Consider the following 21,204-nt stretch of genomic DNA (forward strand, 5'->3'; position numbering starts at 1 on the left):
CGTGACACTGCGATGACGAAACGATGACGGCCGTGAAGCCGGCGCGCCGGCAGGGCTTTTTGCTAAGCTTGCCGCGCCTGGACGGCCTGCGGGGGCGGGCCGTCGTCACCAGCCTCGGCCAGGCCTCAACCGGACAGGGAGCATGAGCCGGACAGCGCATCGCATTCTCATCGTCGGCGGCGGCGGGCGCGAGCACGCCCTCGCCTGGAAGATCGCGCAATCACCGCGCGTGGACCGCGTCTGTGTCGCGCCGGGCAACGCCGGTACTGCAGGTATGGCCGGGGTGAGCAACATCGCCATCGATGCGGCCGACGTGTCGGGCCTGCGCGATTTCGCCCGCGACAACGACATCTCGCTGACGATCGTCGGTCCGGAGGCGTCACTGGCCGCCGGCATCGTGGATGCGTTCGAGGCCGCGGGTCTGGCCTGCTTCGGACCGCACCGCGGCGCCGCGCAGCTCGAGGCCAGCAAGGCCTTCTCCAAGGATTTTCTCGCCCGCCATGCGATCCCGACCGCGGACTACGCCGTGTTCACGGACTACGCCGCGGCCGAACGCCACATCCGCGCGGCGGGCGCGCCGATCGTGATCAAGGCCGACGGCCTGGCCGCCGGCAAGGGCGTGCATCTGGCCACGACCGTGGACGAGGCACTGACCGCCGCCCGCGCGATGCTCGAGGACAGCACCCTGGGCGAATCCGGCGCCCGCATCGTCGCCGAGAGCTTTCTCGTCGGCGAGGAGGCCAGCTTCATCGCGCTGGTCGACGGCGAACACATCCTGCCGCTGGCCAGCTCCCAGGACCACAAGACGGCCTTCGACGGCGACACCGGCCCCAACACCGGCGGCATGGGCGCCTACTCCCCGGCCCCGGTGATGACCCCGGCCATCACCGAGCGCGTCATGGCCGAGGTCATCCGGCCGACGGTCGCCGGCATGGCCGCCAACGGCCATGCCTTCAAGGGCTTCCTCTACGCCGGCCTGATGATCGACGACCGGGGCGATCCTCGCGTGCTCGAGTTCAACGTGCGCCTGGGCGATCCCGAGACCCAGCCCATTTTCATGCGCCTGGACAGCGATCTCGTCGACCTCGTCGAGGCGGCGCTGGCCGGGCGCCTCGACCAGGTCGAGGCACGCTGGCGCGACGACGCCGCGGTGGGCGTCGTGATGGCCGCGGGCGGCTACCCGGGCCCGTATGACAAGGACGACGTGATCGAGGGCCTGGCCGAGGCCGAGGCGACCGGTGCCCAGGTCTTCCACGCGGGCACGCGGCTCGACGACGACGGCCGTGTGCGCACCGCCGGCGGGCGCGTGCTCTGCGTGTGCGCGCTGGGCGCCGACGTTGCCACGGCCCAGGCGCGCGCCTATGCTGGCGTGAAAAAAATAAGCTGGCGCGGCGCGATCTATCGCCGCGACATCGGCCATCGGGCGATCGACCGCGACCGCTGACCCCGAACCGGGCCGCAGACTCCGCCCACCCCCACTCGACCACGCCACCGACTCCAGGATGATACGCATGCGACCGCCCCGTCTCCGTTTTCTCGTTTCCGGCCTGTTCGTTCTCGCGCTGATGCCGGGCCTGCTGATACCCGCCTCGGCGGACAGCGACAAGACGATCTACGGCTGGGTCGAGAACGCCCGCATCGAGCCATGGGGCGTGGAGGCGAAGGCCAAGCTCGACACCGGCGCACTGACCTCGTCGCTGCACGCCACCGATATCGAGCGTTTCAAGCGCGACGGCGAGACTTGGGTGCGTTTCACCACGCGGATCGAGGACCAGCGTGACGAGGACATGGCCGAGCGCGAGTTCGAACGCCCGCTGTTCCGCCGTCTCCGGGTCACCGGGGCCGGCGGCAGCGATGAGCGCCCGGTGGTACTGCTGCGGATCTGCATGAACGACACGATCTACGAGGAACAGTTCTCGCTGCGCGATCGCGGCGATATGAACTATCCGATGCTGCTGGGTCGGCGCACCATCGAACACCTGGGCCTGATCGACGTCAGCGAGACCTTTCTGAACGAGCCGAGCTGCGACGACGACTCCGAATTCGTCGCGCAGGACGAAGACGACGACGCCTAGACAGCCGCGGCGCCCGGCGTGAAGAATCTGCATGTCAAGCTGCTCGCGCTCGCCCTCGTCGCCTGCGGGCTGGGCCTGTGCTACTACAAGGTCCATCGGCTCGGCGTGCCGCTCGCGCCCGACAGCCAGGCCCAGGTGTGGACGGTCGAAGCGACGCTGCGTTTCGACGGCGGCGGAGGCGCCGCCAAGATCGGCCTCGACATCCCCAACGAGCCGCCGGGCTTTTCCATTCTCGACGAGAACTTCGTCTCCTCGGGCTTCGGCCTGTCGACGGAGGCGGACGGCGCCAATCGCAGCGCCCAGTGGGCGGCACGCAGCCTGAGCGGCGAACAGACGCTGTATTACCGCCTCGTGCTGACCGAGGACCCCGAGGCGCATCGCGAACGCACGACGCCGGTACCGCGTTACCCCGAGGTGCCGCAGTACACCGACCCGGAGCGCGCCGCCGTGTTCGCCCTGCTCGACAACGTGCGCTCGCGTTCGGCCGACACGCCCTCGTTCGCGCAGGAGTTGCTCAGGCGCTTCAACGACCCGACGCCGGATACCGAGGTGGACGTCCTTCGCAACGAGTCGACCGACGACACGGCCCAGGTCCGCCAGCTGCAGTACATTCTGGCCGGCGCCCGCATCCCGACGCGCATCGCGCACGTGCTGCGGCTGAGCGAGCGCATGCGCCAAGGCGCCCTCGAGCCCTGGCTCGAGGTCTACAACGGCGAGCGCTGGCTGGCGTTCAATCCGCGTGACGGCCACGCCGGCTTCCCCGACGACGCGTTGGTCTGGCACGTGGGGGATGCGCCGCTGACGCGGCTGGAGGGGGCGAACGACGCGCGCGTCGAGTTCTCGGCCACCCGCTCTTCCCGCGACGTCATGGGGCTGGCCCAGCAGCGCGCCCGCCTGATCGATTCCGACGTTCTCGAATACTCGCTGCTCGCCCTGCCGATCGCCACCCAGAACGTCTACAAGGTACTGCTCACGGTGCCGCTCGGCGCGCTGGTGGTGGTGATCCTGCGCAACTTCATCGGTCTGCGGACGTTCGGCACCTTCATGCCGGTGCTGATCGCGCTGGCCTTCCGCGAGACCGAACTGATCTGGGGCAGCATCCTGTTCACGATCATCGTCACGCTGGGGCTGCTCGTGCGTTTCTATCTGGAGCGACTCAAGCTGCTGCTGGTCCCGCGGCTGGCCTCGATGCTCACGATCGTCATCCTGATCATGGCCGGTGTCTCCGTGCTCGCCCATCGGCTGGGCATGGAGCACGGACTGTCGATCGCGCTGTTTCCGATGGTGATCCTGGCGATGACGATCGAGCGGATGTCGATCATGTGGGACGAAAGCGGCCCCCGGGACGCCATCATGTCGGGGCTGGGCAGCCTCGCGGTCGCGGCCGTGGGCTTCGTGGTGATGACGCATCCGCTGGCCGAGTATCTGACCTTCGTCTTCCCCGAGCTGCTGCTGGTCGTGCTCGCGCTCACGCTGCTGGCCGGCCGCTACACCGGCTATCGCCTGTCCGAGCTGTGGCGTTTCCGGGCGTCGGCGAAGGCGATCGCCCGGCAGCGCTGATGACGACCCTGGGGCGACGCCTGCGTGCGCGGCTGCGCCTGATGCGGCACAGTCCGCCGCTGCGCATGCCGTCGACGCTGCGCGCGCTGGGCATTCTCGGCATGAACGAGCGCAACGGCGACTACATCGGCATCTACAACGACCGCCGCCACTATCCGCTGGTCGACGACAAGCTCAAGACCAAGGAGCTGGCGCTGGCCGCCGGCATCGCCACGCCGGAGCTCTACGGCGTGGTGGAGATCGAGCACCAGGTGCGCGAGCTGGACCGGATCCTCGACGGCCGGCGCGAATTCGTGATCAAGCCGGCCCAGGGCTCGGGCGGCAACGGCATCATGGTGATCGCCGACCGGCGCGGCGTGAACTTCCTGCGCGCCTCCGGCGCGAGCGTGACGCGCAGCGAGCTGGAGCACTTCATCTCCAACGTGCTTTCGGGCATGTACAGCCTGGGCGGGCTGCCGGACAAGGCGATCATCGAATACCGGGTCAAGCCGCATGCGGTGTTCGACGCGGTCAGCTATCAGGGCGTGCCCGACATCCGCACCATCGTCTTCCGCGGCGTACCGGTCGCGAGCATGGTCCGCCTGCCGACGCGTCAGTCCGACGGCAAGGCCAACCTGCATCAGGGCGCGATCGGCGCCGGCATCGATCTGGCCAGCGGCCGGACCGTGGACGGGGTGTGGTTCAACAACGTGCTGGACGCGCATCCCGATTCGGGCAATCGCGTGCGCGGCATCCAGGTGCCGGACTGGGACGAACTGCTCACGCTCTCCGCCCGCTCCTACGACCTGACGCGGCTCGGCTATCTGGGCGTGGACGTGGTGCTGGATCGCGACCACGGCCCGCTGGTGCTCGAGTACAACGCGCGCCCGGGGCTCAACATTCAGCTCGCCAACCAGATGGGTCTGCTCTCGCGGCTGAAACAGATCCGGGCACTGACCCATGTGCCGGACGACGCCGCCGCGCGCGTCGCCCTCGGCCAGCAGCTGTTCGGCGGCTGAGCGTCGCGGCTAGCGGTTGCGGGCGTGGATGAACGTCCAGTAGCCGAAGGCGTTGACCGGACGCGTCTCGACCACGTCGAGATCCGCCATCGCGAGAAAATCCGCCATCGGAAAGGACGGACGGAAGCCGACCAGCTTCGAAAGCGGCGACGCCAGCCGCTCGAGCGATGCCATCGGGCCCTTGCCCTGGCTGAAATGGTTGACGATGAACAGTTCACCGCCGGGCTTGCAGACGCGCTTCATCTCGTCGATGACCTTCTTCGGGTCGGGCGCGACCGACACGACATACATCGCCACGACCTTGTCGAAGCTGTCGTCCGGGTAGTCGACCGACTGCCCGTCCATGACCTGCAGGGTCACGCGATCGGCGTTGCCGTTCACGCGGGAGCGGGCGTAGTCGAGCATCTCCGGCGAGACGTCGATGCCGACGACCTCGACGCCCTCGGGATAGTGATCCAGCGACAGGCCCGTGCCCACGCCGACTTCCAGAACGCGGTCGCCGGGCTGGCAGTCCATCGCCCGAACGGAGACCTGGCGGCCCTGTTCGAATACCGGACCGAAGAAACGATCGTACTGACGCGACAGACGGCGATAGGCGGTAACGACGGATTGCTGATCCATGGAATGATTCCCGTGATCCAAAACAACGAGGCCCCGAATTGGCGTGCGCAGAATACGCCCGTCGAGGCGCGGACACAAAAAACGATGCGGCAGCGCCGCACGCCCGGCACACCCTCGCGCGTCGCCCACCCCCGGCGCGACAGGCCGGGCGGCGGGAAACACGGCCCGCCGGCTCCCTCGCAACAGCGACCGTTCAAATCACCCCGGCGCGACGAACCGCGGCGGCTGCGCCCCGGTGCATCCTGACTATGCATTGCAGCGACGAGGGAACCGGATTGACCGCCGGGCTCGAGACCCCCGTACTCGTCGTTCCGCGGTGCCGACGACTACGTGCGGTGACCTCGAGCGGGGTTGCGGTGATCCATCGGCCACGTCATGGGGACACCCGACCGGGCATCAGGTTCCATCGCATCGCATGTCCATCGTATCGAGCGGCAGCCGAGAGGCGATGGCGCCCCGGCCGCCGTCCGCATGCGAGTCAGCCCTGGTCGCGCTTCCAGTTGATCAGACCACCGGCCCTGAGGATGTCGATCTGCCGCGACGACAGGCCGTGATGGCACTCGACCGTATCGCCGCCCTCGGTCTCGACGTTGACCGTGTTGCCGGAGGCCAGCGCCTCGTGCAGCCCCGAGATCCGCAGCTTGCTGCCCTGCTCGAGCCGGTCGTGATCGTCGGCGCTGGCATAGGTCAGCGGCAGGACACCGAAATTGACCAGGTTCTGCCAGTGGATCCGGGCGTAGTCCTTGGCGATCACCACGCGCAGGCCGAGATAGCGCGGCGCGATCGCGGCATGCTCGCGCGAACTGCCCTGGCCGTAGTTGGAGCCGCCGATGATGGCGTGGTCACCGGTATCCCTGGCGCGCGTCGGGTACTGCTCGTCGACCACGTCGTAGACGAAGTTGGCGATCTCGGGGATGTTCGAGCGGAACGGCAGCACCTCGGCGCCGGCCCGCATGATCTCGTCGGTGGAGATGTCGTCGCCGACCTTGAGCAGCACCGGCAGATCGAAGCTGTCCGGAATGCCGTCGAAATCCGGCAGCGAGGCGATGTTGGGCCCCTTGACCAGTTCGACCTTGCGCGCCTCCTCGAGGGGCAGCGGCGATTCGAGCATGCGCTCGTTGATCACCGGATCGTCCGGATTGGACACCCGCGGATAGGCGAAATCGAGGGTACGCGGATCGGTGATCTCGCCCATGAGGGCGCTGGCGGTCGCGGTCTCCGGCGAGCACAGAAACACCGAGTCCTCCTTGGTGCCCGAGCGGCCGGGGAAGTTGCGCGGCGTGGTACGCAGGCTGTTGCGCTTGTGCGCCGGCGCCTGCCCCATGCCGATGCAGCCGTTGCAGCCGGCCTGATGCAGGCGCGCGCCGCCGGCGATCAGCGGCCCGAGCAGATTGTCGCGGGCCAGGGTCTCGAGCATGGCCCGCGACGACGGATTGATGTCGAATGAGACCTTCTGGCTGGCCTGCCGGCCGCGAACCATCTCCGCGGCCATCGCGAAGTCGCGGTAGCCGGGATTGGCCGAGGAGCCGATATAGGCCTGGTAGAGCTCGCCGCCGGCGACTTCCGACACCGGCACCACGTTGCCGGGCGATGTCGGCTTGGCGATCAGCGGCACGAGCGTCGACATGTCGATCTCGTCGTGCTTGTCGTAGCTCGCCCCCGGGTCGGCGACCCATTCCTCGTATTCGTCCCCGCGGCCCTGTGAGGTCAGAAAGCGCTTGATCTCGGCATCCGCCGGAAAGACGGTGGTGGTCGCCCCGAGCTCGGCGCCCATGTTCGCGATCACGTGCCGGTCCATGGCCTCGAGGTTGTCCAGCCCGGGGCCATAGTACTCGATGATGGTGCCCGCACCTCCGGAAACGCCGTGGCGACGCAGCATCTCGAGGATCACGTCCTTGGCCGAGACCCAGTCCGGCAGCTTGCCGGTCAGCTTGACGCCGAAGACTTTCGGCATCTTGGTGTAGAGCGGCTCGCCGGCCATCGCCATCGCCACTTCCAGCCCCCCGGCGCCGATCGCCAGCATGCCCATCGAGCCGCCGGCCGGCGTATGGCTGTCGGAGCCCAGCAGCGTCTTGCCGGGCCGGCCGAAGCGCTCCATGTGCACGGCATGGGAGATGCCGTTGCCCGGGCGCGAGAACCAGGCGCCGAAGCGCTCGCAGGCGGACTGCAGAAACAGGTGGTCGTCGGGGTTCTTGTTGTCCTCTTGAATGAGGTTGTGATCGACGTACTGCGCCGAGATCTCGGTCTTGACCCGATCGAGCTGCATCGCCTCGAGCTCGAGCATGACCAGCGTGCCGGTCGCGTCCTGTGTCAGCGTCTGATCGATGGTCAGCGCGATCTCCTTGCCCGGCGTCATCTCGCCGTCGACGAGATGCGATTCGATCAGTTTCTGTGCAACGTTCTTGGCCATCGGATGCCTCCGAAAAGGTTATGCCGCCACTCTAGACGTCACGCGCCGCGATCACAAAGCGATTCGCCTACGACCTTCCGCGCACGGGCGGACCCGGCGGCCCGGGGGCCCGGGGGCCCGGGGGCCTCGCCATGCGAAGACAAATCCACTAGGGTTGAGAGGCGCGCATACGGGCGCGAGCACGAGGGGAACGACGGCTCGACGCCGCTTCCTGTATATTGCATGCAAATCGACGGCCGTCTCCGGCAACCGGTGCGGGACGGCTGGCGTACAATGGGGAACCCATATGGAAGCCGCCACCGAACAAGCCGTCGTGCTCTGGCCCCTGTTGCTCTTCACGGCCGGCGCCATCGGCCTTATTCTGGCGATGCTGGGTATTTCCGCGGTGCTGGGCGGCCGCCACAGTTCGCGGCTCGGCAATCAGCCCTACGAATCCGGCATCAAACCCACGGGCAGCGCGCGCATGCGCTTCTCGGCGAAGTTCTATCTCGTGGCGATCATCTTCGTGCTGTTCGATCTCGAGGTGGTGTTCATCTTCGCCTGGGCGATCGCGGCGCCCGATCTGGGCTGGCCCGGCTACGGCGCGTTCCTGTTCTTCCTCGGCATCCTCACGCTGGGGCTGATCTACGAATGGCGCATCGGCGCGCTCGACTGGGCGCCACGCGCGCCGCGCCAGTATCGCCTGGCCGCGATCGAGAACAATCGGCGGCGCAACCTCTCGGGGCGCGACACGTGAGTCGCGCCGCCGCGCTCCAATCCGAACATCGACAGGACGGTCTGTAATGGCCTGGTCTCTCAGCAGTACGGACAAGAACCCCAAGCCGGGCTCCGCCGGACAGGATGGCGGCACCCTCGAGGACGCGCTGGCCCGCAACGTGGTCACCGCGAAGCTCGACGACATGATCGCCTGGGGCCGCAAGAATTCGATGTGGCCGTTCAACTTCGGCCTGTCCTGTTGCTACGTGGAGATGGCCACGGCGCTGACCGCGCCACACGACATGGCGCGCTTCGGCTCGGAAGTCATCCGCGCCACGCCTCGCCAGTCGGACGTGATGGTCATCGCCGGCACCTGCTTTCTGAAGATGGCGCCGGTCATCCAGCGTCTCTACGACCAGATGATGGAGCCGCGCTGGGTGATCTCCATGGGCTCCTGCGCCAACTCCGGCGGCATGTACGACATCTACTCCGTGGTCCAGGGCGTGGACAAGTTCCTGCCCGTCGACGTGTATGTGTCGGGCTGCCCGCCGCGGCCGGAGGCCTTCCTCGAGGGTCTGTTGCTGCTGCAGGAGTCGATCTCGTCCGAGAAGCGGCCGCTGTCGTGGATGATCGGGCCGCAGGGCGTGACCCGGGCACCGAAGATCTCCATGCGCGATCGCAAGCGCACCGAACGCGGCCAGGCCGACGTGCTGCGCACGCCGGACGAGGTCTGACGGGGTCTGTATGCTCGATACCGTCGACATTCAGCGTCAGCTCGTCGATCGCTTCGGCGAATCCACGCTGCATCCGCAGATCACCGCGGACGGCATGCCGACCTTCTGGGTCGGACGTGACCGGATCCGCGATGTCCTGACCTTCCTCAAGCAGGGCGCCACCCCGCGCTATCGCATGCTCTTCGATCTGACCGCGATCGACGAGCGCGTGCGCGAACACCGCCCCAACCAGCCGGCCGCCGACTTCACCGTCGTCTATCATCTGCTCAGCCTGTCGCCCGTGGCCGAGATCCGCCTCAAGGTCGCGCTGTCGAACCAGGACCTGAACACGCCGACCGTTACCGCGATCTGGCCGAACGCCAACTGGTACGAGCGCGAAGTCTGGGACATGTTCGGGATCACCTTCGACGGGCACCCGAACCTGCGCCGCATCCTCATGCCGCCGACCTGGCAGGGGCATCCGCTGCGCAAGGATCACGCCGCACGCGCGACCGAGTTCGAACCGCTGCATCTCGACCCCAGGCGCCAGGACGAGGAAGAGGACGCGCTGCAGTTCAAGCCCGAGGACTGGGGCATGAAGCGCGAATCCGAGGACGCGGAGTTCATGTTCCTCAACATGGGCCCGAACCATCCCTCGGTGCACGGCGTGTTCCGTATCGTGCTCCAGCTCGACGGCGAGGAGATCATCGGCTCGGTGCCGGACATCGGCTATCACCACCGCGGCGCCGAGAAGATGGCCGAGCGCCAGTCCTGGCACACCTACATCCCCTACACGGATCGGGTGGACTATCTCGGCGGCGTGATGAACGAGCTGCCGTACGTCATGAACCTAGAAAAGGTGCTGGGCATCGAGGTGCCCGAGCGCGTGAAGGTCGCGCGGGTGATGCTCTGCGAGTTCTTCCGCATCACCAGTCACCTGATGTTCTTCGGCACCTACGTCCAGGACATCGGCGCCATGAGCCCGATCTTCTGGATGTTCTCCGACCGCCAGAAGGCCTACGACGTGATCGAGGCGATCTGCGGCTTTCGCATGCATCCGGCGTTCTTCCGCATCGGCGGCCTGGCCATGGACCTGCCCAACGGCTGGGATCGCAAGGTCAAGGAGTTCCTGGACTGGTTCCCGACGCGCCTGACCGAGTACAAGAAGGCGATGGCGCGCAACAGCGTGCTCATCGAGCGCTCCAGGCACATCGGCGCCTACTCGCAGGACGAGGCGATCGACTGGGGCATCACCGGCCCCGGGCTGCGCGCCACCGGCGTGGACTTCGACCTGCGCAAGGCCCGCCCCTACTCCGGCTACGAGAACTTCGACTTCGAGGTGCCGACCGGCACCAACGGCGACTGTCAGGATCGGCTCGACGTGCGCATCGAGGAGATGTTCCAGAGCTGTCGCATCATCGAGCAGTGCATGAAGAACATGCCCGCCGGCGACTACAAGGCGGACCATCCGCTGACCACGCCGCCGGTCAAGGAACGCACGATGCAGGACATCGAGACGCTCATCGCGCATTTCCTGACCGTGAGCTGGGGCCCGGTCGTCCCGGCGATGGAGTCGGCGACCATGGTCGAGGGCACCAAGGGCCTGAACGGCTACTACAGCATCTCCGACAAGCACACCGTGAGCTACCGCACCCGTATCCGCACGCCGAGCTTCGCCCACCTGCAGCAGATCCCGCTGATCTCCCAGGGCGGCCTGGTGGCCGACCTGGTCGCGATCATCGGCTCGATCGACTTCGTGATGGCGGACGTGGACCGATGATCGAACTCAGCCAGACCGAAATCGAGGCCATCCGTCACGAGATGAGCCTCTACGAGGACCCGGGGGCGGCGACCATCGAGGCGCTCAAGATCGTGCAGGAGCGCCGCGGCTGGGTCTCCGACGAGGCGCTGGAGGCCGCGGCGGTCGTGGTCGGCGTCACACCCACGCAGATGGAAGCCGTGGCGACCTTCTACAATCTGATCTTTCGCCAGCCGGTGGGCCGGCACGTGATCATGATCTGCGATTCGATCTCCTGTTATCTCACGGGCTATGAAGAGATTCTGGCGTATCTGAAGAAGACGCTGGGCATCGAGTTCGGCCAGACCACGCCGGACGACCGCTTCACGCTGCTGCCGATCTGCTGTCTGGGCGACTGCGACAACGGCCCGTCGATGCGGGTCGGCGAGGACTATCACGGCCGGCTGACGCCCGAGCGCGTCGACGCAATCCTGGCGGAGTACAAGTGATGGACGAGACCCGGGTGCTCACCCGCAACATCCGCGAGGGCCGCGAGCCGGTCTGGCGCGCCGAATACGAGGCGGCCGGCGGCTGGGAGGCCTTCAAGAAGGCGCTCGCCGAGTTCAAACCGACCGAGGTGGGCGAGCTGGTCAAGGAGGCCGGCCTGCGCGGCCGCGGCGGCGCGGGCTTTCCGACGGGCGTGAAGTGGTCGTTCATGCCCCGCTTCGAGGAACGCCCCGAGGAACGCCCGGCGCATGTGTATCTGGTGATCAACGCCGACGAGATGGAGCCGGGCACCTTCAAGGATCGCCTGCTCATGGAGGGCGATCCGCACCAGCTGATCGAGGCGATGGCGATCTCGAGCTACGCCATCGGCGCGGACATCGCCTATGTGTTTCTGCGCGGCGAGTACGTCGAGTGCCAGCGGCGCCTGCAGAAGGCGATCGACGAGGCCACCGAGGCCGGGTATCTCGGCAACGACATCCTCGGCAGCGGCTACAACCTCAAGATCTATCTGCACATGAGCGCCGGGCGCTATATCTGCGGCGAGGAATCAGCGCTGCTGTCCGCGCTCGAGGGCCGCCGGGCCGTGCCCCGGCACAAGCCGCCCTTCCCGGCCGCCTCCGGCCTGTTCGGCCAGCCCACCACGGTCAACAACGTCGAGACGATCTGCAACGTGCCGCACATCGTCAGCAACGGTGCGGACTGGTACAAACAGCTCGGCGCACACAAGGACGGCGGCACCAAGCTGTTCGGCGCCTCCGGCCACGTCAACCGGCCGGGCCTGGCGGAAATGCCGCTGGGCACCCGGATGGGTGACCTGCTGGAACACTTCGGCGGCATCCGCGAGGGCCGCCGGCTCAAGGCGCTGCTGCCCGGCGGCGGCTCGACCCCGCTGCTCACCGCGGACCATCTCGATACCCCCATGGACTACGAGGGCGTGGGCGCGGCCGGCAGCCGCCTGGGCACCGGCACCATGGTGGTCATGGACGAGACGACCCCGATCGTCGGCGTGCTGAAGAACCTCGAGCATTTCTATGCCCAGGAGTCCTGCGGCTGGTGCACGCCCTGCCGCGACGGGCTGCCGTGGGTCGAGCGCATCCTGACCAACCTCGAGGCCGGCAAGGGCAATCCCGGCGACATCGAGCTGCTGGAGCTGCACACGAAACTGCTCGGCCCCGGCAAGACCTTCTGCGCCCACGCGCCGGGCGCGATGGGCCCGCTCGAATCCGGCCTCAAGTACTTCCGCGACGAGCTCGCCGCGCTGATTCCGGACGATAGCGATACGCTGTCGCTGACCGAGCCGGCGAACACGGCCTCGAACTCCCAGGTTTAATCGGCATGGCAACGATCACGATCGACGGCAAGCAGTACGAGGTGGACGACACCGACAACCTGCTCAAGGTCGCGCTCTCCAAGGGTTTCGACCTGCCCTACTTCTGCTGGCATCCCGAGCTGCACAGCGTCGGCGCCTGCCGCCAGTGCGCGGTCAAGCAGTACAAGGACGAGAACGACGACCAGGGCCAGATCGTGATGGCCTGCATGACGCCGGCCAGCGATGGCGGCTGCTTCTCCGTGGCCGACACCGAGGCCAGCGACTTCCGCGCCCAGGTCGTCGAGTGGCTGATGATCAACCACCCGCACGACTGCCCGGTCTGCGAGGAAGGCGGCGAGTGCCACCTCCAGGACATGACCCTGATGACCGGGCACACGCGCCGGCGCTATCGCGGGCCCAAGCGCACCCATCGCAATCAGGATCTCGGCCCGTTCATCAGCCACGAGATGAACCGCTGCATCGCCTGCTACCGCTGCGTGCGCTATTACCGCGACTATGCCGACGGCGACGACCTGCGCGTGCTCGGCTCGCACTCGAACGTGTATTTCGGGCGCGAGGCCGACGGCCCCTTCAACAGCGAATTCTCCGGCAACCTGGTCGAGGTCTGCCCGACCGGCGTGTTCACCGACAAGACGCTGGGCGCGACCTACACCCGCAAGTGGGACATGCAGAACGCCCCCGGCATCTGCACCCACTGCTCGCTGGGCTGCAACACCAGCCCGGGTTCGCGCCAGGGCATCCTCAAGCGCATCCAGAACCGCTACCACGGCGAGATCAATCACTACTTCCTCTGCGACCGCGGCCGCTTCGGCGCCGGTTTCGTCAACCGCGAGGACCGGCCGCGCCAGCCGCTCAAACGCGACGCCAACGGCGTGCTCGAGCCGCAGGATATGGACGTCATGCTCGCCGATCTGCGCGACGCGCTGGCAGAGGCCGACGGCATCGTCGGCGTGGGCTCGCCGCGGGCTTCGCTCGAGGACAACTTCGCCCTGCGGCATCTGGTCGGCGAGAGCGGCTTCCACAACGGCATGAGCGCGCCCGACGCGCAGGCCAGCCGCGCGGCCCTCGGTCTGCTGCGCGAGCACGCCGGCCGACTGCCGACGCTGCGCGAGGTCGAATCCTGCGATGCGGTGCTCGTGCTCGGTGAGGACGTCACCCAGGTCGCGCCGCGGCTGGCCCTGTCGCTGCGGCAGTCGGTACGCAACAACTTCCTCGACCTGGCCGAGGCCGCCAAGATCCCGAAATGGCACGCCCGCGCCGTGCGCGACGAGGGCCAGCAGCTCTACAGCCCGATGTATCTGGCCACGCCGATGGCCACGCGCCTGGACGATGTGGCCACGGCGTGCTTCCGCGACCGCCCGGCCGGCATCGCCGCACTCGGGTTCGCGGTCGCGCATGCGCTCGACGGCGACGCCCCGCTGCCCGACGACATCGACGATGCCACCCGCGCCCAGGCCGAGCGGATCGCCGCCGCGCTCAAGGGCGCGCGCAAGCCGCTGATCGTCGCCGGCACGAGCCTCGGCGATCCGGCCGTGCTGCACGCCGCGGGCAATGCCATGCGGGCGCTGGCGTCGGCGCACGACGACGCCGGCCTGTTCCTCACCCTGAGTGAAGCCAACAGCCTCGGCCTGGCGATGATGGACGCGCCCGACGTGGACGCCGCCCTCGAGGCGATCGAGAGCCGGCGCGCCGACACCCTCGTGGTGATGCAGAACGACCTCTACGAGCGGGCGGAGAAGGCCCGGGTGGACGCCGCCATCAAGGCCGCGCGCAACGTGGTCGTACTCGACCACAGCATGACCGCGACCATCGCCAACGCCGACTACGTGCTGCCGGCCGGCAGCTTCGCCGAGGCCGACGGCACGCTGATCAACAACGAAGGCCGCGCACAGCGGTTCTTCCAGGTCTTCATCCCGGACGCGCCGCTACAGGAGGGCTGGCGCTGGTGCGCCGATCTCGAACGCGGCCTGGGCAAGCCCACCGGCTGGCAGGGCATGGACGACCTGATCGCGGCGATCGTCGCCGACATGCCGCAGTTCGCCGGCATCGAGAACGCCGCCCCGGGGCAGAGCTTCCGCAAGGACGGCATGCGCTTTCCGCGCAGCCCGCATCGCTTTTCCGGCCGCACCGCGCTCTACGCCAACGTCGACGTGCGCGAGCGCCGCCCGGAACAGGACCCGGACTCGCCGCTGGCCTTCTCGATGGAGGGCTATCAGGGCTCCAACACGCCGGGCTCGCTGATGTCCTATGCCTGGACGCCGGGCTGGGACTCCAACCAGGCGGCCATCACGCGCTTCCAGGACGAGGTCGGCGGCCACCTGCGCGGCGGCGATCCGGGCGTGCGCCTGATCCGGCCCGGCGGCGACGGCAACGGCTACGCCGCGGCCGCGATCACGCGCGTTGCCGGCTGGCAGGCCGTACCCTGCTATCACATCTTCGGCAGCGAATCGCAGTCGGCCCGGGCCCCGGCGATCGCAGAACGCACGCCGCCGGCCGAATTCAGTCTCAGTCCCGAAAGCGCCAAGGCGCTCGGCGTGACCGGCGCCGAGACGCTGGAGCTGGTCATCGGCAGCGAGCGCCATGCCCTGCCGGTGCGCATCGACCCGAGCCTGCCGGAGCGGACCGTCGGCGTGCCCGTGGGCCTCGAGGGCCTGCAGGGCCTGCGCCTGCCCGCGGAGGTCACCCCCTGATGTTCGGCCTGTCCTTCGATCAGCTGCTCGACATCGCGCTGACCGCGTTCGAGACGATCGCGATCCTGTTGGCCGTGGTGATCGCCGCGGCCCTGCTGATCTGGGTCGAACGGCGCCTGCTGGGCGTCTGGCAGGACCGCTACGGCCCCAACCGCGTCGGCCCGTTCGGCATCCTCCAGGTCGCCGCGGACATGATCAAGATCTTCTTCAAGGAGGACTGGATCCCGCCGTTCGCGGACAAGACGGTGTTCGTGATCGCGCCCGCGATCATCATGTTCACCACCCTCATGGCGTTCGCGGTGGTCCCCTTCACCGAGACGATCGGCGTGGTGGACCTGAACATCGGCCTGCTGTTCATCCTGGCGATGAGCTCGCTCGGGGTGTATTCGGTGATCCTGGCCGGCTGGTCCTCCGACAACAAGTACGCCCTGCTGGGCGGCATGCGCACGGCCGCGCAGATGATCTCCTACGAGGTCTTCATGGGCCTGTCGCTGCTGGGCGTCGTGCTGCTGGCCGGCAGCTTCGACATGCGCGTCATCGTCGAATCCCAGGCCGGCATGTGGAACATCATCCCGCAGTTTCCGGCCTTCGTGATCTTTCTGATCGCCGGCTGCGCCGAGATCCACCGCGCGCCCTTCGACCTGCCGGAGGCCGAGCAGGAGTTGACCGCCGGCTATCACACCGAATACTCGGGCATGAAGTTCGGCATGTTCTTCGTGGGCGAGTATCTCGGCATCGTGCTGATCTCCTGTCTGATCACCGTGCTGTTCTTCGGCGGCTGGCTCGGGCCGATCCTGCCGGGCTTCGTCTGGTTCGCGCTCAAGGCCGGATTCTTCGTCTGTTTCTTCGTGCTCCTGCGCGCGGCGACCGTGCGACCCCGCTACGACCAGCTGATGAGCTTCGGCTGGAAGATCCTGCTGCCGATCGCGCTGGTCAACGTCGCGATCACCGGCGCCGTCGTGGTGGCCATGGCATGAGCACGTCGCCCCGTCACCCTCGTTTTCGCCGTTCGTCGAGCCGACTATGCTGAACGCCGCACAGACCGCATGGAACGCCACGTCGAGTGTCCTGCGCACCATCGGCATGACGTTCATGCACACCTTCCGCAAGCGGGACACCATCTTGTATCCCGAGGAGCAGCCGTATCTGCCGCCGCGCTACCGCGGCCGCATCGTGCTCACGCGCGACCCGGACGGCGCCGAGCGCTGCGTGGCCTGCAACCTGTGCAGCGTTGCCTGCCCGGTGGACTGCATCAGCGTGGTCAAGACCGAGGACGAGACGGGCCGCTGGTATCCGGAGACGTTCCGCATCAACTTCTCGCGCTGCATCTACTGCGGGTACTGCGAGGAGGCCTGCCCGACCTACGCCATCCAGCTCACTCCCGACTTCGAGATGGGCGAGTTCGACCGTCAGAACATGGTCTACGAGAAATCCGACCTGCTGATCTCGGGCGTGGGCAAGCGGCCCGGCTACAACTTCTATCGCGTCGCCGGCATGGCCGTCGGCGGCAAGGACAAGGGCGAGGCCGTCAACGAGGCCGAGCCGATCGACGTCAAGACCCTTCTGCCGTAGGCGACGACCATGGAAATTGCCTTCTACACCGCCGCCATCGTCGCCGTCGCCGCCACCATGCGTGTGATCACCTGCGCGAACGCGGTGCATGCGCTGCTCTACCTGATCACGTCGCTGCTCGCGGTGGCGGTGGTGTTCTATGCGCTGGGCGCGCCGTTCGCGGCCGCGCTGGAGGTGATCGTCTACGCCGGCGCGATCATGGTGCTGTTCGTGTTCGTGGTGATGATGCTCAACTTCAACGCCGAGACGACCCAGCGCGAACGCAGCTGGCTGGCGCCCAGACTCTGGGCCGGACCCGGCGTGCTCGGCCTCGTGCTGCTGGGCGTGGTGGCCGTGGCGCTGGGCGGCGTGGAGTCCGGCGCCCACATCGACGGCACGCCGCTGAACGCGCGCGAGATCGGCATGCAGATGTTCGGCCCGTACGTGCTGGTGGTGGAACTGGCGGCGTTCGTGCTGCTCGCCGCGCTCGTCGTGGCCGCGCATCTGGGCCGCGAGGAACGCCCGCCGGATCACGTCAAGACGGCCCGTGAAGGCCGCAACGCGCGCAAGTCATAGGGAGACGACGATGAACGGAGTACCGCTGGAGCACGGCATGGCGCTGGCCGCGCTGCTGTTCGTGCTGGGCCTGGTCGGCCTGGCCGTGCGGCGCAATACGCTGTTCGTCCTCATGTGCCTCGAGATCATGCTCAACGCCGCCGGCATGGCCTTCATCGTCGCCGGCACGCGCTGGGGCCAGCCGGACGGCCAGATCATGTTCATTCTCGTGATCACGCTCGCCGCGGCCGAGGCCAGCATCGGCCTGGGGCTGCTGCTGCAGCTGCAGAAACGGTTCAAGACCACCGACATCGACGCCGCCAGCGAGATGCACGGATGAACATGCTCGCCCTGACCATCGCCTTTCCGCTCGCGGGCACGCTGCTGCTGTCGTTCTGGCCGCGCATGCCCGATCGCGCGGCCACCGCCATCGGCGCCGGCTCGATCGGCCTGGCGGCGTTGATGACCGGCCTGCTGATCCTGGGTTTCGACGGCGGCAGCGAGGCCGTGACCCTGTGGACCTGGATCGCGGTGGGCGACTTCACGCCCGACATCTCACTGTATCTCGACGGCCTGTCGCTGACCATGCTCGGCGTGATCACCGGGGTGGGCTTTCTCATCCACCTGTTCGCCGCCTGGTACATGACCGAGGACCTGGCGGGCGGCCCGGGCATGGCGCGGTTCTTCGCCTACATGAACCTGTTCGTCGTCAGCATGCTGCTGCTGGTGCTCGGCGAGAACCTGCTGCTGCTGTTTCTGGGCTGGGAAGGCGTGGGCCTGTGCAGCTATCTGCTGATCGGCTACTACTATCGCGACGAGGCCAATGCCTGGGCCGCGTTCAAGGCCTTCATCATCACCCGCATCGGCGACGTGTTCCTGGCGATCGGTCTGTTCGCGCTGTTCGCGGCCTTCGGCACGCTCGACATCCAGCGCATCCTGGAGGCCGCGCCGCAGCTCTGGTCCGAGGGCGACCCGATGGCCACATTCGCCGCCCTCATGCTGCTCGGCGGCGCGGTCGGCAAGTCCGCCCAGCTGCCGCTGCAGACGTGGCTGCCCGATGCCATGGCGGGCCCGACGCCGGTCTCCGCACTGATCCACGCGGCCACCATGGTCACCGCGGGCGTCTATCTGATCGCGCGCATGCACGTGATCTTCGAACTCGCCCCGATCGCGCTGATGCTGGTGGGCGTGATCGGCGCGCTGACCCTGCTGCTGGCCGGCTTCGCCGCGTTGTGCCAGACCGACATCAAGCGGGTGCTGGCCTATTCGACCATGAGCCAGATCGGCTACATGTTCCTGGCGCTGGGTGCCGGCGCCTGGGATGCGGCGATCTTCCATCTGATGATCCACGCCTTCTTCAAGGCGCTGCTGTTCCTGGCCGCAGGCTCGGTGATCATCGCCTGCCACCACGAGCAGGACATCTTCAAGATGGGCGGGCTGCGCAGGACGCTCAAGCTGGACTACGCGGTGTTCCTGATCGGCGGCGCCGCGCTGGCCGCACTGCCGCTGATCACCGCCGGCTTCTATTCCAAGGACGAGATCCTCTGGCTGTCGTTCGCCAACGGCCACTACGTGCTCTGGTTCGCGGGGCTGGCGGGCGCCTTCCTGACCGCGCTCTACACCTTCCGCATGATCTTCATCGCCTTCCACGGCGAGGCCGGAACGCAGGCCCACGCCGGCCGCGGCGTGGCCCATCACCTGCCGCTGATCGTGCTGGCCGTGCTCTCCACCTTCGTCGGGGCCTGGATCCACCCGCCGCTGGCGGATGTGCTGCCGGGCCACGAGGGTAGCGGCCACGGCTGGGTCAAGCTGACGGTCGAGATCCTGTCGAGCGTCGTCGCGATCGTCGGCCTCGGCGCCGCCGCGGCGCTGTTCCTCGGCAACCGCGAGACCGCGCGGCATCTCCGCGAGACGCCGCGGGGTGCGGCGCTCTGGCGTCTCTGGCACGAGGCCTGGGGTTTCGATCGCCTGTACGACCGCGCGTTCGTGCGCCCGTATCTGATGCTCACGCGCGTCCACCGGCGCGACTGGATCAATTCGATCATCAATACGGTGCCCGCGCTGGCACTCGCGCTCAACGGCGCGCTGTCCTCCACTCAGACCGGCCGCCTGCGCTGGTATGCGCTCACGGTGCTGGCCGGCGCGACCGCGCTGCTCGCGGCGCTGATGTTCGGCTAGGGGTGCGCATGATGATGTCGATCACCGCGTTCAAGGACCTCCGATGATCCTCTGCTGGCTGTTGTTCATACCCTTCATCGGCGGCCTGCTCTGCTGGCAGCTGGAAAGCCGGCACGCGCCGTCCCAGGTGCCGCGCTGGATCGCGCTCGCCACCATGGGGATCGTGCTCGTGCTCTCGCTGTGGCTGTGGCTGACCGGCGACTACTCGCTGCCCGGGGCCGTCGGCGATTCGCCGAGCTGGACCCGCGAGTTCGAGCTGCCCTGGATCGATCGCTTCGGCATCTCCTTTCATCTGGCGCTCGACGGCCTGTCGCTGATCATGATCACGCTGACGGGCTTTCTGGGCGCGCTCGCGGTGATCTGTTCCTGGCAGGAGATCACCAACCGCATCGGCTTCTTCCATCTGAACCTGCTCTGGATCATCGGCGGCGTGATCGGCGTGTTCCTGGCCGTGGATCTGTTCCTGTTCTTCTTCTTCTGGGAGATGATGCTGGTCCCGATGTATTTCCTGATCGCGCTGTGGGGCCACAGCGGTTCGAAGGGCAATACGCGCATCTCGGCGGCGGTCAAGTTCTTCATCTACACCCAGGCCAGCGGCCTGCTGATGCTGGTCTCGATTCTGGGGCTAGTGTTCACCCACTACGGCCAGACCGGCACCTTCACCTTCGACTACATGGTGCTGCGGGAGACACCTCTGGACGGTCCGCTGGCCTATGTCCTGATGCTCGGCTTTTTCATCGCCTTCGCGGTCAAGCTGCCGGTGGTGCCGCTGCACGGCTGGCTACCGGACGCCCACGCCCAGGCGCCGACCGCGGGTTCGGTGGATCTGGCCGGGATCCTGCTCAAGACCGCGGCCTACGGCATGCTGCGCTTCGCCATTCCGCTGTTTCCGGAAGCCTCGGCCCAGTTCGCGCCGGTGGCGATGGCGCTGGGTCTGTTCGGTATCTACTACGGCGCGGTGCTCGCCTACGCCCAGACGGACGTCAAGCGGCTGATCGCCTGCTCCAGCATCTCGCATATGGGCTTTGTGCTCATCGGCATCTATTCGGGCAGCGTGCTGGCGCTGCAGGGCGTGATCGCCCAGATGGTGGCGCACGCCTTCTCCGCCGCGGGGCTGTTCATCATTTCCGGCCAGATCTACGAGCGCATCCACACCCGGAACATGCGCGAGATGGGCGGCCTGTTCGGTCGCATGGGCGCACTGCCCGGCTTCGCGCTCGTGTTCGTGATGGCGTCGCTGGGCATGCCGGGCACCGGCAACTTCATCGGCGAATTCCTGATCCTGTTCGGCGCCTATCAGGCCTTCCCCTGGGTGGTCGTGATCGCGAGCTTCGGCCTCGTGCTGGCCGCGGTCTACTCGCTGGTGCTGATGCATCGGGTGTACTGGGGCACGCCCACGGCCGAGACGTCGCTCGGCGGGCTCGATTTCCGCGAATACAGCATGATGCTGCTGCTGCTCGTGCTGACGCTGCTGGTGGGGCTCTATCCGCAGTCGGTGCTCGACGTCTCGCAGACCGCCATGACCGAGGTCAACCACTGGTTCGCCGCACCCGTCTCCGCGTCCTCGACGCCGTAAGCGAAT

General features: G+C 67.4%; 18 protein-coding genes. 16 read left to right on the plus strand and 2 right to left on the minus strand.

The annotated features are described in order from the left end of the window. Positions 1–142: 142 nt before the first annotated feature. From purD to SAHL_RS01090, 4 genes are all read left to right on the plus strand, one after another. Positions 143–1,444 carry a phosphoribosylamine--glycine ligase gene (gene purD, locus SAHL_RS01075; protein WP_123589553.1) on the plus strand — a complete coding sequence of 434 codons (1,302 nt, stop codon included), beginning with the start codon at positions 143–145 and terminating at the stop codon, positions 1,442–1,444. A 67-nt stretch (positions 1,445–1,511) separates the two neighbouring features. Further along, positions 1,512–2,075, plus strand: a complete 564-nt coding sequence (rloA3, locus tag SAHL_RS01080; protein WP_416235839.1) for a retropepsin-like aspartic peptidase RloA3 — start codon at positions 1,512–1,514, stop codon at positions 2,073–2,075. Between the two features lie 18 nt (positions 2,076–2,093). Next, on the plus strand, positions 2,094–3,635 hold the full coding sequence (locus SAHL_RS01085; RefSeq protein WP_123589554.1) for an inactive transglutaminase family protein: 1,542 nt from the start codon (positions 2,094–2,096) through the stop codon (positions 3,633–3,635). Positions 3,636–3,676: 41 nt separating this feature from the next. Further along, the gene (locus SAHL_RS01090; RefSeq protein WP_342782222.1) at positions 3,677–4,633 is read left to right on the plus strand and encodes an alpha-L-glutamate ligase-like protein; all 957 of its coding nucleotides are present in this window, start codon (positions 3,677–3,679) and stop codon (positions 4,631–4,633) included. 9 nt (positions 4,634–4,642) lie between these two features. Here SAHL_RS01090 and SAHL_RS01095 read toward each other — a convergent pair whose 3' ends face one another. Next, the gene (locus tag SAHL_RS01095; protein WP_123589555.1) at positions 4,643–5,254 is read right to left on the minus strand and encodes a class I SAM-dependent methyltransferase; all 612 of its coding nucleotides are present in this window, start codon (positions 5,252–5,254) and stop codon (positions 4,643–4,645) included. A gap of 478 nt (positions 5,255–5,732) precedes the next feature. Further along, the gene (locus tag SAHL_RS01100; RefSeq protein ID WP_123589556.1) at positions 5,733–7,664 is read right to left on the minus strand and encodes an aconitate hydratase; all 1,932 of its coding nucleotides are present in this window, start codon (positions 7,662–7,664) and stop codon (positions 5,733–5,735) included. Between the two features lie 286 nt (positions 7,665–7,950). Here SAHL_RS01100 and ndhC point away from each other — a divergent pair, with 286 nt between their 5' ends. Genes ndhC through nuoM form a run of 12 tightly spaced genes read left to right on the plus strand, consistent with a single transcriptional unit; the run spans position 7,951 to position 21,198 of the window. Beyond that, a complete protein-coding gene (ndhC, locus tag SAHL_RS01105; RefSeq protein ID WP_123589557.1) occupies positions 7,951–8,400 on the plus strand; it encodes an NADH-quinone oxidoreductase subunit A in 450 nt (149 codons plus the stop codon). A 46-nt stretch (positions 8,401–8,446) separates the two neighbouring features. Then, entirely contained in the window at positions 8,447–9,094 is a 648-nt protein-coding gene (locus SAHL_RS01110; protein WP_123589558.1) for an NADH-quinone oxidoreductase subunit B, read from the plus strand. A gap of 10 nt (positions 9,095–9,104) precedes the next feature. Next, positions 9,105–10,853 carry an NADH-quinone oxidoreductase subunit C/D gene (nuoC, locus tag SAHL_RS01115; RefSeq protein ID WP_123589559.1) on the plus strand — a complete coding sequence of 583 codons (1,749 nt, stop codon included), beginning with the start codon at positions 9,105–9,107 and terminating at the stop codon, positions 10,851–10,853. Beyond that, a complete protein-coding gene (nuoE, locus tag SAHL_RS01120) occupies positions 10,850–11,320 on the plus strand; it encodes an NADH-quinone oxidoreductase subunit NuoE (protein WP_184947141.1) in 471 nt (156 codons plus the stop codon). The genes nuoC and nuoE overlap by 4 nt, the downstream gene beginning before the upstream one ends. Continuing rightward, positions 11,320–12,648, plus strand: a complete 1,329-nt coding sequence (gene nuoF / locus SAHL_RS01125; RefSeq protein ID WP_123589560.1) for an NADH-quinone oxidoreductase subunit NuoF — start codon at positions 11,320–11,322, stop codon at positions 12,646–12,648. The genes nuoE and nuoF overlap by 1 nt, the downstream gene beginning before the upstream one ends. 5 nt (positions 12,649–12,653) lie before the next feature. Further along, a complete protein-coding gene (nuoG, locus tag SAHL_RS01130; protein WP_123589561.1) occupies positions 12,654–15,338 on the plus strand; it encodes an NADH-quinone oxidoreductase subunit NuoG in 2,685 nt (894 codons plus the stop codon). Then, the gene (gene nuoH / locus SAHL_RS01135; RefSeq protein WP_123589562.1) at positions 15,338–16,315 is read left to right on the plus strand and encodes an NADH-quinone oxidoreductase subunit NuoH; all 978 of its coding nucleotides are present in this window, start codon (positions 15,338–15,340) and stop codon (positions 16,313–16,315) included. Before nuoG ends, nuoH begins: the two co-directional genes overlap by 1 nt. Positions 16,316–16,361: 46 nt before the next feature. Next, positions 16,362–16,910 carry an NADH-quinone oxidoreductase subunit NuoI gene (nuoI, locus tag SAHL_RS01140; protein ID WP_123589563.1) on the plus strand — a complete coding sequence of 183 codons (549 nt, stop codon included), beginning with the start codon at positions 16,362–16,364 and terminating at the stop codon, positions 16,908–16,910. A 9-nt stretch (positions 16,911–16,919) separates the two neighbouring features. Continuing rightward, positions 16,920–17,465 (plus strand): NADH-quinone oxidoreductase subunit J, encoded by a 546-nt coding sequence (gene nuoJ, locus SAHL_RS01145; RefSeq protein WP_123589564.1) that lies wholly within the window; start codon positions 16,920–16,922, stop codon positions 17,463–17,465. 10 nt (positions 17,466–17,475) lie between these two features. Continuing rightward, a complete protein-coding gene (gene nuoK / locus SAHL_RS01150; RefSeq protein ID WP_123589565.1) occupies positions 17,476–17,784 on the plus strand; it encodes an NADH-quinone oxidoreductase subunit NuoK in 309 nt (102 codons plus the stop codon). After that, positions 17,781–19,622 carry an NADH-quinone oxidoreductase subunit L gene (gene nuoL, locus SAHL_RS01155; RefSeq protein WP_123589566.1) on the plus strand — a complete coding sequence of 614 codons (1,842 nt, stop codon included), beginning with the start codon at positions 17,781–17,783 and terminating at the stop codon, positions 19,620–19,622. The genes nuoK and nuoL overlap by 4 nt, the downstream gene beginning before the upstream one ends. Positions 19,623–19,665: 43 nt before the next feature. After that, positions 19,666–21,198, plus strand: a complete 1,533-nt coding sequence (nuoM, locus tag SAHL_RS01160) for an NADH-quinone oxidoreductase subunit M (RefSeq protein ID WP_123589567.1) — start codon at positions 19,666–19,668, stop codon at positions 21,196–21,198. Positions 21,199–21,204 lie beyond the last annotated feature (6 nt).

It is taken from the genome of Salinisphaera orenii subsp. halophila YIM 95161 (assembly GCF_003732545.1).
Taxonomy (GTDB): Bacteria; Pseudomonadota; Gammaproteobacteria; order Nevskiales; family Salinisphaeraceae; genus Salinisphaera; species Salinisphaera orenii_A.